General features: G+C 47.4%; 11 protein-coding genes. 6 read left to right on the top strand and 5 right to left on the bottom strand.

Features of this window, described 5'->3' with window-relative positions; genetic code table 11:
* Window positions 1-4: 4 nt before the first annotated feature.
* Window positions 5-499 (bottom strand): GyrI-like domain-containing protein, encoded by a 495-nt coding sequence (locus OI18_RS18980; RefSeq protein WP_039142708.1) that lies wholly within the window; start codon window positions 497-499, stop codon window positions 5-7.
* A gap of 96 nt (window positions 500-595) precedes the next feature.
* A complete protein-coding gene (locus tag OI18_RS18975) occupies window positions 596-1,105 on the bottom strand; it encodes a hypothetical protein (RefSeq protein ID WP_039142706.1) in 510 nt (169 codons plus the stop codon).
* A gap of 196 nt (window positions 1,106-1,301) precedes the next feature.
* On the opposite strand from OI18_RS18975, the gene OI18_RS18970 reads away from it, so the two are divergent.
* The 3 genes from OI18_RS18970 to OI18_RS18960 are packed head-to-tail and all read left to right on the top strand — an operon-like array spanning window position 1,302 to window position 3,799.
* Window positions 1,302-1,994: a histidine kinase gene (locus OI18_RS18970; protein WP_039142704.1), complete on the top strand. Its 693-nt coding sequence runs from the start codon at window positions 1,302-1,304 to the stop codon at window positions 1,992-1,994.
* Window positions 1,954-3,099 carry a sensor histidine kinase gene (locus tag OI18_RS23975; RefSeq protein ID WP_052273393.1) on the top strand — a complete coding sequence of 382 codons (1,146 nt, stop codon included), beginning with the start codon at window positions 1,954-1,956 and terminating at the stop codon, window positions 3,097-3,099. Before OI18_RS18970 ends, OI18_RS23975 begins: the two co-directional genes overlap by 41 nt.
* Window positions 3,092-3,799, top strand: a complete 708-nt coding sequence (locus OI18_RS18960; protein WP_039142702.1) for a LytR/AlgR family response regulator transcription factor — start codon at window positions 3,092-3,094, stop codon at window positions 3,797-3,799. Before OI18_RS23975 ends, OI18_RS18960 begins: the two co-directional genes overlap by 8 nt.
* A 13-nt stretch (window positions 3,800-3,812) precedes the next feature.
* Here the strand turns inward: OI18_RS18960 and OI18_RS18955 are convergent, their stop codons facing one another.
* Window positions 3,813-4,646 (bottom strand): RHS repeat domain-containing protein, encoded by an 834-nt coding sequence (locus OI18_RS18955; protein WP_152616885.1) that lies wholly within the window; start codon window positions 4,644-4,646, stop codon window positions 3,813-3,815.
* A 55-nt stretch (window positions 4,647-4,701) separates the two neighbouring features.
* On the opposite strand from OI18_RS18955, the gene OI18_RS18950 reads away from it, so the two are divergent.
* The 3 genes from OI18_RS18950 to OI18_RS18940 are packed head-to-tail and all read left to right on the top strand — an operon-like array spanning window position 4,702 to window position 10,509.
* A complete protein-coding gene (locus OI18_RS18950; protein WP_039142699.1) occupies window positions 4,702-5,964 on the top strand; it encodes a DUF3667 domain-containing protein in 1,263 nt (420 codons plus the stop codon).
* Between the two features lie 10 nt (window positions 5,965-5,974).
* Complete coding sequence (gene mazG / locus OI18_RS18945) at window positions 5,975-6,751, top strand: nucleoside triphosphate pyrophosphohydrolase (RefSeq protein ID WP_039142749.1); 777 nt, start codon at window positions 5,975-5,977, stop codon at window positions 6,749-6,751.
* Window positions 6,748-10,509 (top strand): ATP-binding protein, encoded by a 3,762-nt coding sequence (locus tag OI18_RS18940; RefSeq protein ID WP_052273392.1) that lies wholly within the window; start codon window positions 6,748-6,750, stop codon window positions 10,507-10,509. The genes mazG and OI18_RS18940 overlap by 4 nt, the downstream gene beginning before the upstream one ends.
* A gap of 4 nt (window positions 10,510-10,513) precedes the next feature.
* Here OI18_RS18940 and OI18_RS18935 read toward each other — a convergent pair whose 3' ends face one another.
* Both OI18_RS18935 and OI18_RS18930 read right to left on the bottom strand, forming a co-directional pair.
* A complete protein-coding gene (locus tag OI18_RS18935) occupies window positions 10,514-12,181 on the bottom strand; it encodes a DNA polymerase/3'-5' exonuclease PolX (protein WP_052273391.1) in 1,668 nt (555 codons plus the stop codon).
* 145 nt (window positions 12,182-12,326) lie between these two features.
* Complete coding sequence (locus OI18_RS18930; protein WP_039142744.1) at window positions 12,327-12,548, bottom strand: hypothetical protein; 222 nt, start codon at window positions 12,546-12,548, stop codon at window positions 12,327-12,329.
* Between the last annotated feature and the right edge of the window lie 81 nt (window positions 12,549-12,629).

Here is a 12,629-nt window from a genome sequence, read left to right as displayed (position 1 = left end):
GTGCTTAGCCGACCAGGTAAAGGATGTCAGTTTTCCACTGCGTGGCATCGGGACTGGACTCCGGTCCCTTCACATAACTTTCAATCCTGCCGCCCCATTCGGTGCCCTCTGGAGATGGAGTGGATTTTTCTTTCAGTCCCTGTTCCTTTACCCATTTGTCCAGTTCGCGATGGGCTTCACGGATGTGCGTGTAATCGCCCTGGTGAGTAATGATGGCATATTTCCCTTTCGGAAAGGAACCGGCGATTACCTGCCCTTCAGCCTGTGCAGGTCTGCTTACGGGAAACCCCACTTCAGTGATCAGTGTATTGTCAGGATCCATATGCCGGTACTGGAAGAAGAGCGGTCCGGCCGGTGCGAGATCATGCTTCCCCAGCCAGTCCATAACCCTTGGGATCAGCGGGGGAAGCTCTTTCGGGATATCATTCATCGCGACCCTGGTGCGGATGGCAACATAGTGCTGTTCATCGCGCTGCTGAACTGATGGAGTAGTGAGCATAACTGTGGATTTTGCTTACGCCAAGTTAACTGCTTTTGCCGGGCCATGCCGGGGTGGATCGCGACATAATTCAGGCCGAATGCGACCGGTCCTGTTTCAGGGCTTTGCATGATAACGTGCAATGGTTTCCATTTCACCTTCGCTTATTTTAAGGTGAAGTGTATTTTGTCCGTCAAATACCTGCACGAGGTAAATACTCCGATCATTCAGCTGCACTTCATTAACCCAGGTGATATTGTAATCTATATAGTTACTCAGAACCATGCGGCGGATCTCGCGGTCCAGTTTGCTTTCAGGGTAGGAAAGGATATTGGTTATCCACTGTCCGCGTTTGTCATATTCAGCATGTGTTTTGATTCCATCTGCAGAGAACGAAGCAATGAATCCTTTGGGAGTTTCATACCACACCACGTCTTCAGCTGCATGGAATCTTTTACTGAAATCCTTGTACACTCTCGAGCTGCTTACTTTTGGTGCAGCAACTTTTTTTCCTGTTGCATCGAGTTTCGCAACGGAACCGTCAAAGTCGCCTGAACCGCCTTGTGCAACTGCTTTTGATCCATAGGCCAGCACTGCCAGCACGAGGATGAAGAATGACTTTTTCATAAAATGTGTTTTTGTTGTTTAGTCAAAAGTAGCAGCGGAAAAGGCCCTTGATTTTTCTATTCGACTGCTGCACGAACCCTGATGCCGGAATACAGGTGCAGGCATGTAAAGTCAGCTTAACGTCGACGAATGGCATTCGTCTATTAATCTGCCCCGAAAACAGTTATCTGTGTAACTTTAAATTAAAGCACGGGTTATGAACTGGAACGAGTTCTTTTTCTCCGATAATTCCCGCCAGCACTACCTGCGGCACGGCGTATTCTGGCTTATATTCAGCCTGTATTATTATGCACAGGGCATTTCCCCCGGGTGTATAAAGGGCCTTGATCCGGGTGATCTCTTTTTGGTTTCTTTTATCAGTGTCTGCTGTTTCCTGCCTGCCTCAATTACATCCGTATATATCATGCTCGGATTCATATATCCACGTTATGCACTGCGTTCGAATGCGTTCCTGCTGGCCGTCAGTTGCCTGTTGCTTTTCCTGGTTGTGAACCTGGTGAATTTCAGTTTCAGCTTCCTGTTCTTTGCATGGGCAAGTCCCACCGGGCTGGAAGGCATTCCGCTTTTACGCATCTTATCCCTTGGCTTCATAAACAGCATAAATGCAATGCTCGCCGCAATTTTTGTTGCAGGTATCCGGTTCACCCGTAATCTTTACGGGCAGCGGATGAACAGGCATGAGTTATTGAAAAAGCGGAAAAGGATGGAACTACAAATGGCTAGAGCAAGCATTCACCCGGATTTCATTTTGGAGTGCCTGGAAAATGTAATGGATCATGTTTCAAAAGATTCGGACGAAGCTGCTGATATCATAATTGAACTTTCAGATAAACTCAGTTATTCGCTATATGGAGAAGTCGCCGGGAATGTTGTTGTCGCAAAAGGCTAATGCACAATTGCATGAGCTTATTTTCAGTGAAAGCAGCAGGTTCGTTCTGCTGCGGCACGGCTGTGTCTGGGTAGCACGTTACCTGTTTCTCTGGATGCAGACGTTTGTCATGTTTTCGTTGGTGCAGGACCAATTGACTGCAGCCGACCTGTCCATGAGTGCTTCGTTTGTGACTGCTGAGCTTGGTTTCGAAATGCTCTTTACCTACACGGCTGTTTATTTGGTGCTTCCCTATTTAAAAAAATACCACGGCAAATTGCTTATGATTGCAGGCTTAACCTTTTATTGCTTTGCCGCTATGGCTTTGCAATATTTGATGTGTCAGTATATCAATGGGAAAACGACAGATCAGCAACCTGCCTTCCTGCAGCTGTGGGGCTATTTATGGGGGTTCGTCAATTTTGGTCCATTGGCCATGGGTTCAATCTTCCTGGTTGCAAAAACGGCGCGCAACAGTTTCATCGAGATCCGGATGAAAGACCAACTGGTAGTTGCAAACGCTGAAGCGGAATTGAAACTTCTCAACAACCAGGTACAGCCGCATTTTCTCTTTAATGCACTAAACCTCATTTACTCCTACACACTGAAACGGTCGGCATTTGCAAAGGATGCTGTACGCCAGCTTTACGATATGATGCGTTACATGATCTACGATTGCAGCAGTTGTTTGGTTCCGCTGGATCGTGAACTTGAAATGATCGATGGTTATATTGCCCTGCAGAACGGGCGGTTCGGCAACAGGCTGGAAATGTCAAAGGCGATTTATGGCCGCACGGATGGACTAATGATCCCGCCGCAACTTTTGCTGCCCTGCATCGAGAACTGTTACAAACACGGAGCCGGAGTGTCAAGGGGGAAGCAATGGATCGAGATGTCGATCTCGGTACAGGGCAGGCAATTTGAACTCCTGATCCGTAACAGCAAGACAGAGATCAAAGGCCTGAAAGGAGGGATTGGCCTCAGCAACCTGCGCCGGCGGCTGGAACTCATTTACGGAAATAATTTTAAATTGGATATCAGGTCCACGCCTGATACTTACGCGGTGAACCTTCAACTGGAGTTGGAGGACGCGCCCGCTTACAATAATAACCTGCAGCATGCTTAAACAAAGAATACGTTGCCTCGCTGTAGATGATGAACCACCTGCGCTGGATGTGATCGTACATCATATCCAGGCTGTGCCATCGCTTGAACTTGTCGGCACGAGTCCCGATGCCATTGAAGCAATGAGCATGCTTACCACAAAAGCTGTAGATCTTTTATTCCTCGATATCCAGATGCCTCAGTTACTCGGAACGGATTTCGTGCGCACCCTGCGTAATCCGCCGAAACTGATCTTCACAACAGCACACCGGGAGTTTGCAGTCGAAGGTTATGATCTCAATGCAGTAGATTACCTGCTGAAGCCCATTTCATTCGAACGTTTCCTGAAGGCCGTCAATAAAGTCATTGAACAGGCTCCTGTTACTACCATAGCTGCCCCTGAAACCCCACGCAAAGACGGATTCCTGTATTTCCGCACCAACCGCAAGACAATGAAGGTCGCCGTGCAGGATATCCTTTATTTTGAAAGTATTGGCGACTATATCAAGGTGGTGACGAATAATAAGACCATAGTCACAAAGCAGGCAATCTCCGCCCTCGAAGAAGAGCTTGCACATTATTCTTTCGTGCGCATCCATCGCTCATTCATTGTTGCCATGGACAAGATCGATTCCTACTCGAAAGAAATTATCGAAGTCAACCGGCAGCAATTGCCAGTAAGCAGGATGTATAGGCTTGAGGTTGAACGGAGATTGAAGTAAGCGCGAGTAAAAATCAGTTCACCACATACTCATATTCCACCTTTCCCATCAGCTGCTGCTGCTTATTGTACACGAGGTCCATGCGCTTCAGTCCGTCGGGCTGGTATTGATAATACCAGTTCTGGTATTCATTGGTTCCTTCGGGGATCACTGTCATTTTTTTCACCTGGCCCTGGTCGTTATACTCGAACATATAGTCGGGCAGGAGCCGTTTTGCCTTTGCATTATAACGTACTACATCTGTAAGCCGGCTTTGGTTGTCGTGGTAATAGAATACAGTTACCGGCGGTAGGTTTTTACGTACAGCGCGCTCTTCACCCACGTTCCCTTTTTCATCCTGGGTCAGCTGCACCTGGGTGGTGTCGGAATTATTGATGATCCTGGTCATGGATACCGGCTTTCCACTGCCATCATATTGCCAGGAATGCGTTTCAGTTGTGGCGACATTATCAGAAATACTTGTCGCACTGATGCGCGACAACCTTCCTGAAGCATCGTATTCATATTTTGTTTTGTTGCTCGCATTCTGGGCGCTGTCCGCACTTTCAGAAATGCGTCCGGCTTCATCATAGGTAGCAGTAAACCAGGAGTCGCCAACGACCGAAGTACGGGTGATCGTGGTTACTGTTCTTTTTTTCAGGTCAACCACCTGCTCACCGGTAAAGCCGGCAGTTTCGGTTGAATTGCCATCATAACTGTTCAATGTGATCTTCTTAATACCAAGTTTGCGGTAAAGATTAAACAGGTCGTTTGTCTGCCTGGTAGTCACCAGGTCTTTATAATAATACTGCGAATGGGCCATTTGCTGAAAACCAAGCAGGAACAGGGCGAACAGGATTTTTTTCATAATGCGCAACGGGTTCTTCCCGCGATAATACTATTTTTATTCAAATTTCATTAAAGTGTCTCACTACCACGAAAGAACGGAAAAAGACTGTCTTAATTGCGGAACAATTGTAGAAGGAAGGTATTGCCAGAAATGCGGCCAGGAAAATATTGTGCCTAAAGAGACCTTCTGGGGACTTCTAACCCACTTTGTTTATGACATCACACACTTCGACGGAAAGTTTTTCAGCACGATCCGGGATCTGATTGCCAAACCCGGTTTTCTTTCACTCGAATACATGCGCGGGCGCCGCCAGAGTTACCTGAACCCTATCCGGATGTACGTGTTTACATCGGCATTTTTCTTTCTTATATTCTTCACGTTGTACAACACGACAAACATGATGAAATCGGATAAGAAGAAGCTGGAGGAAAAGAAGGAACAGTTAAACATAGCACTGAAAAACCTCAGGCACTACGGTCCCAAATCGAATGACAGCCTGAAACGGGTAACGGCACAGCAGGTGATCAGCGGGCTTGTAAAGGATAGTATCGAGGTGGAAAAGAAGATCCATGAGAATGAGACTGCAGCCAAAAACAAAGGAGCTGCTGATTCTCTGGATGTGGAAAACAACCCGCTTAACACGTTGCAGGATTCACTGAAAGCCCAGGGAGTTGACATTGAAACAGGGAAAGTGACCTATTCTCCAAAGGAGAAAGGACTCAAATATTCTATTGACACAAGCGGCACGGGGACCAAACTGAGCACCGATGACCTGAGCTACCGTTCAGTAATCGCCTATCAACGGATGCAGGAGGCCCTGCCTGAAGAAAGCCGCGACGGTTGGTTGAAACGCAATTTTTTGTTGTGGCTGGCAGCGGTGATCGAAGATACCGATAAGAAAGGCGGAGGCGAATACCTGCGTAACCTTGCCGACTCCATCCTGCACAGTTTCCCAAAAATGCTGTTCGTTTCTTTACCGATTTTCGCTTTCTTCCTCAAGCTCTTATATATACGTCATAAGAGATTATTTTATGCAGACCATGCCATATTTACCATCCACCTGTATTGCGCCACATTCATCTTCCTGCTTGGCTGGTTTGGACTCGACAGGCTGCAGGATTTTACTCACTGGGGTTTCATTACGGTACTGCTGGTGCTGTCTGTATTCGTAATTTATTTTTATATGTATAAAGCCATGCGACGCTTCTACCAGCAGCGAAGGGGGAAAACAATTACAAAATTTTTCCTGTTGAATACGATGTCGTTTGTTATGATGCTGGTGTTACTGTCCATCTTTGCTGCGATCAGTGCTGCAAAGGTCACAAATGGGCATTAAAAATGATTATATGAACAAAGCTGCAGAACAATTTGAAAGGCTGGTGGTTATCATGGATGAGTTGCGCGAAAAATGTCCGTGGGACAGGAAGCAGACCATCCAGACGCTTCGCCAGCAGTCCATCGAGGAACTCTACGAACTCGCAGATGCCATTTCAGCGGAGGACTGGAAGGGAATTAAAGAAGAGCTTGGCGACCTGTTTCTTCACCTTGTTTTCTACTCTAAAATCGGTTCCGAGCAACAGCAGTTCAGCCTGGAAGAAGTCCTGAAGGGCATCAATGAAAAACTCATCAGCCGCCATCCGCATATTTATGGAGATGTTAAAGTGAAGGATGAGAACGAAGTGAAAAGAAACTGGGAACAGCTGAAGCTGAAAGAAGGCAAAACATCTGTTTTGAGCGGGGTGCCAAAATCACTTCCGGCTACAGTGAAAGCAATGCGCCTGCAGGAGAAAGCAAAACAGGTGGGCTTCGAATGGGAACATAAAGACCAGGTGTGGGATAAAGTGCAGGAGGAAATAAAGGAATTGCAGGAGGCGGAAAAAACGGGGGACAAGGACAAAGTAGAGGAGGAGTTCGGTGACCTGATGTTCTCGCTCGTTAATTATGCACGGTTTTTGCATCTTGATGCCGAACATTCACTTGAGCGCACCAATAAAAAATTCATATACCGGTTCACCCAGATGGAGGAGATCGCCGCCCGGAAGGGCCTGCAATTACAGAATATGACCCTGGCAGAAATGGATGACCTGTGGAACGCCATTAAAGCAGAAAAGTCAGCATCTTGAAGAACTTCATACTTTCCATATTTAAGCGGAATGCCTATTTCTTACTGGCGGCAGGCTGGCTGTTTACTATTGCTTTTATCATCAACAACTATTTTGCCGGGGCGTCGTCTGCACCACACCTGCAGAAGGCGATGGAAAAGCGGGTCCATATCCGCGAAGGAAAGGTGGAAAAACTGGCTGCAGACACTGCTTTGCTGAAAGTGTATTCAGAAGGGGTTTATTCGCAGGAGCAGCTTGAACTGCTTACAGACGAAGACTTTGGGATTTTTATTTACAAGCAGGGGCCATTCGACAGTTGGTCGCTTCGTTTCTGGAGCACCCAGCAGGCTGAACCCAATGCAGATATAATATATACGAAGTACAGCCACGAAATGATCAGGTTACGGAATGGTCAGTATGAGTACATCCGCAAGATCGTTCCGCTCGCAAATGAAAAGCTGTTGGTTGTTGCCCTGATCCCGATCCGCACAGAATATTTTATTCAGAATAATAACCTGCAGAAACAGTTTGTCGGCTTCCCGAGTGCGGAGAACAATATCTCCCTTTCAGAAACCGAAACGGCTTATCCCGTACGATCCAGCACCGGGAAGCCTCTGTACTACCTGCTGCCTAAAAATACGTATGCTTCCGACCAGGGAAATGAATGGTCGCTCGTACTGGATGTGATGGCAGTGGTCCTGTTACTGATCGTTGTGCATAATATTGCGAACAGTATCGCCCTGCAGTATGGATTTTTAAAAGGGTTCCTGTTCCTGGCGGGTACAGTATTGCTTTTGCGGGGAATGACCTATTCGTTCGCTGAAGGCTTTTCATGGCGGCATTTTGAGCTATTCGATCCGCAGATATATAGTTCCAGTGCCTTCCTTCCCAGCCTAGGTGACCTCCTGATCAATGCATTCCTGTTCTGCTGGATCCTGTTGTTCGTATACCGGCGAAGCGAGGTGATCGAGCTTTCGCGTTACGCACGCGGCTGGTTTCGCTGGCCAATCGTGGCCATCGGCGCACTGTTCATGGTCTTCCTTACTTTTTCATTCGCGGTCATCATCCAGAGCCTGATCGCTGATGCACGTATATCCTTTAACGTTACCAATTTTTTCAGCCTGGATGTGTACAGCTTCGCCGGTTTCGTGATCCTGGCCACACTCGCGCTGAGTTACTTTCTTGCTTCCTCGGTAATCATGCGGGCTCTCAGGCCGCTGCTGACGACCCAGTCGTATATGCTGTATGCCTTTATTGCGGCATTCGGCCTGCTGGCGATTACGTTTATCCGTCCGGGTAATATTGTTGAACTCAACATTTTTGTGTTGTTGTGGCTGGTCGCTTACGTATGGCTGATGCGGCAACCGGTTCTGGTAACTACAGACCAACGCTGGTCTGTACCCGTACTGCTGCTCTGGATCTTCATGTATTCGATGTCGATCTCGCTGATCATCATGAGCGAGAACAGCCGGATCGAACTCGAGCAACGGAAACGTACGGCTGAGAAGCTTTCGCTGCAGGCAGATCCTACGAGCGAACGCCTGTTGAGTATCGCCCTGACTTATTTCGATAACGACTTCCTTTACAGTAACTGGCGCAGGTTCAGGTTTGCCTCATCCAACCAGTACCTGAAAGACAGCCTGATCAATAAGAACTTCAGTGCCTACCTGAATAAGTACGATACCCGCATCTATACGTTTGACGAGGCCGAACAACCCATGTATAATGAGGACCCTGTTTCATACGACACCCTGAACACGATTTTCCGGATCGAAGGGAAGCCAACGAATATCAATGACCTGCGCTATTTTGAAAAGGCATTTGATAAATTCAGTTATATCAGCCGGAAGATGGTCACTGATACCCAGGGAATCGCAGTGGGCTACATGTTTATACTTTCAGAACCCAAGAAATACAAGAGCGACGCACTGGTTCCCGAATTATTCCGCGCAAGGAAGGATTTCCTGCCCGACGAATATTCACCCATTTACAGTTATGCGATCTACAATAATAAGGAGCTGATCGATTATTATAACGATTACCCGTTCCCGACAAGGCTAACCAATTCGCAGCTTCCGAAGAACAATTTCACGATGCGGAATTCGGAGAACTACGACGAACTGTGGTACCGCGATAACAATAAAGTAGTCATAATCGCGCGCCGGGATAATCTCTGGCTTGAATCTATTACCCTCGTCGCTTACCTGTTCAGTACCTTCCTGCTGTTACTGGGACTGTTCCGCCTTACCACCACGCTGGTGCGTTCGCGACTGCGAATGGTGAACCTGCGCAAGGAACTGCAGATGAACCTGAGGACGCAGATCCACGGGACCATAATCTTTATCAGCCTGTTTTCTTTCCTCGTGATCGGTGCGGCCACGATCTTTTTCTTCATCAACCGTTACAGCAAGAATAAGCAGGACCAGTTGAGCAAGGCCATCCAGATCATGACCAACGAGGTGCAGACCAAGATCGACTCAAGATCCTTTTTCGATTATATGCTGCGATTGTATGAAGAGGGATACAATGAGCTGCTGGAAAATCTCGTGCGTGAGGTCTCGGAGATCCATGGTACCGATATCAACATTTATGACTTAAATGGCGAATTGCGGATTTCTTCAAACCCCTTCATTTATGAGAAGGGAATCCTGAGTGTACGCATGAATCCGCAGGCCTATCACCGCATTCACAAGCAGCGGCTGGTACAGTATACCACGGAAGAACAGATGGGCGGTATCAGCTACCAGAGCATTTATTCGCCCGTTCGGGATGCAGACGGAAACGCTTATGCTTACCTGAACATGCCGTCCTTTGATTCGCAGGTGGAACTGAAGAAGGAAATCTCCAACTTCCTTGTTACGATCATCAACCTGAATGCCTTTATCTTCCTGATCGCCGGTGTAATTGCGCTTTTCATTACCAACAGGATCACCTCATCCTTCTCATTAATCAGTGCCAAAATGCGCGCGGTGAACCTTGGGCAGCATAATGATGAGATCGAATGGAACCGTGACGACGAAATCGGTGAGCTGGTGAAAGAATATAACAAGATGGTATTGAAGCTGGAAGAAAGTGCTGCAGCTCTCGCCAAAAGCGAAAGGGAAGGGGCATGGCGTGAAATGGCGCGACAGGTTGCGCACGAGATCAAGAACCCGCTTACCCCGATGAAGCTGAGCATTCAATATTTGCAGAAAGCGATCGACAGCAACAACAGTGACGTGAAAATGCTCACTACCAACGTTGCCCGCACACTGGTTGAACAGATTGATCACCTCAGTAAGATCGCCTCTGAGTTTTCACAGTTCGCCAATATCAGCAATACCCGCAATGAATTGTTCGATCTGCATGAGATCCTATATTCCCTTTCACACCTTTATGACTCCAGTGAGCAGGTTCATTTCAGCTGGCACCCGGTGAGCCGGAAAGTGATGGTGCATGCGGATCGCACTCAATTGAACCGCCTCTTCACCAACCTGCTTCAGAATGCTGTGGAAGCCACTGTCAACAACGATGACCGCGTAGTGAAAATCGATGAGGTATTCGAGAACGGCTCGGTGATCGTTAGTGTAAGCGATAACGGGCAGGGAATTCCTGAGCAGATGCGTAACAAGATCTTTACGCCCAACTTTACCACCAAAACCAGTGGAACCGGTCTCGGCCTGGCCATGAGTAAAGGAATTGTTGAACAGGCCAAGGGCCGGATCTGGTTCGAGACCCGGGAGGGCGAGGGAACGACGTTTTATGTGGAGCTCGCGCTGGCGACCGAGCAGGTGAATTAAATAATCATTTTGACTTTGAAAGGAACTCCACGAATTGCTCCAGTGAGAACGACGACAGGTTCCTTTCCTTCGTCAACCCGCCTTTCTGCGAACTGATAACGCCATATTTCACATCTGAAAACGCTTCAACCTGGTGGGCATCGGGGTCGATGGATAACAGGCAGCCTTTTTCCAGTGCGTAAGGAATCCAGCTCCAGTCGAGGTCGAGACGGCGCGGATGGGCATTGATCTCAATCACGACATTGTGATCGACACAGGCATCAATGATCATTTTGTGATCGATCGGGTATCCAGGCCGACTCAACAGGAGTCTTCCGGTCATATGTCCAAGTATGGTAGTCGCAGGGTGTTGAATTGCCTTCAGCAGTCGCTGCATGGCTTTTTCTTCCGTCATCTTCAGGTTGCTATGCACGGAAGCGATCACCAGGTCAAAGCTGGCAAGAATTTCATCCGGGTAATCCAGACTACCGTCACCCAGGATATCACACTCAATGCTTTTGAAAATACGGAAGGGCGCATACTTCGCGTTGAGTTCATCCACATATGCATGCTGCTCCCGGATGCGATCAGCCGATAAGCCGTTTGCATAAGCTGCGGATCGACTGTGGTCACTGATCACCAGGTATTCATACCCATGTGCAATACAGGCTTTGGCCATGACCTCGATGGTATGCAGTCCGTCGCTCCAGTTACTATGGGTATGTATGATCCCTTTTATATCCGACACTTCAATAGGGGTAGGAAGGGGACCGTTCAACGCTTTCCTTACGGTCTCCGGCAATTCGCGCTGGTTAACCGGGATGGGATGAATTCCGCAGGCTGCAAACAGATCTGCTTCCGAAGTGAAAGTAGTGCCTGCATCATAGCCCGTAGCTGAAATGAATTCATCCAGGAAGAGTTCACTGCAGCTGGATGCAAACCTTGCGGCGATAAACTTTTCTTTCGAAGTGAAATGGATGATGATCCTGATCCCGGTCGCGCCTATCGCGGTAATGAATTTTTCATCCGGCTGCTCCGGGTTAAAGTTCTGTGCCTGCAGGAATGCGTATAGGGATGCCTGTGGGATAGTGGTAATGAGTTCGAGCTGGGTAATGATATTCGACTGGCGGAGTACATCACCAGCCAGGCTAACTTCTTCACCCGTGAAATATTGCTTCAATACATTTTCAAACTCATGGGCAAAGTCTTCCGTTTCGGCATACAGGAAATAACCTTTATTGTGCAGGTAGAAATTGATCGACTGCTTTACGCTCTCCTGGGTCTTTTCACCAAAGCCTTTATACATGAGGAGCCTGTTCTCGTTACATGCGTACAGCAATTCACCCATGGATTCAATTCCCATTTCCTTCCAGATGGTTGCGATCTTTTTTGGCCCAAGCCCTTTTAGCGCCATCATTTCCAGGATGCCGGAAGGAGTTTTGATGATGAGGTCTTCCAGCACAGTCATCTTGCCGGTTTCTATCAGCTCAATGATCTTTCTTGCGCTGCTGTCACCAATGCCTTTTAGTGAGGAGATCTTTTCTGCCGGGGTGTCGGCCAGCTGAACGGGTAATTTCTCAATATTAAAAGCTGCGCTGGAATAAGATTTCGATTTGAAGGGATTGTCACCATGAATATCCATGAGCCTGGATAACAGGGAAAACTGGTCGGCTATCGCGTAGTTGTCCATCATGTTTCAAAAGTAAAAAGGAAAAATGTAAAAGGAGCCTGTCGAGGCAACCTATCCTGCGGGACCGTTCCCAATTTTGACTTCTGATTATTTATAAAAAGAAAAGCCCCGGGTTAACCGGGGCTTTAATATCTGTTGCTGTAAAAGATTAAGCTTTCTTAGCAGCTTTCTTAGCGGCTTTCTTAGGAGCAGCTTTCTTAGCGGCTTTCTTCGGAGCAGCTTTCTTAGCAGCTTTTTTAGGAGCAGCTTTCTTAGCGGCTTTTTTAGGAGCAGCTTTCTTAGCGGCTTTTTTCGGAGCAGCTTTCTTAGCAGCTTTCTTTACAGTTTTTTTAGCAGCTTTCTTAGGAGCAGCTTTTTTTGCAGTTGCCATTTTTTTAGAATTTAATGATTAGTAAATGGGTTACCGAGGGTAAAAATATAAACTAATCTGAAACTGCAAAATTTTTTTTTG

The organism is Flavihumibacter solisilvae (assembly GCF_000814475.1).
Classification (GTDB): Bacteria; Bacteroidota; Bacteroidia; order Chitinophagales; family Chitinophagaceae; genus Flavihumibacter; species Flavihumibacter solisilvae.
The sequence above is the reverse complement of the archived record's forward strand: the minus strand, read 5'-3'. Positions and strand labels throughout refer to the sequence as shown.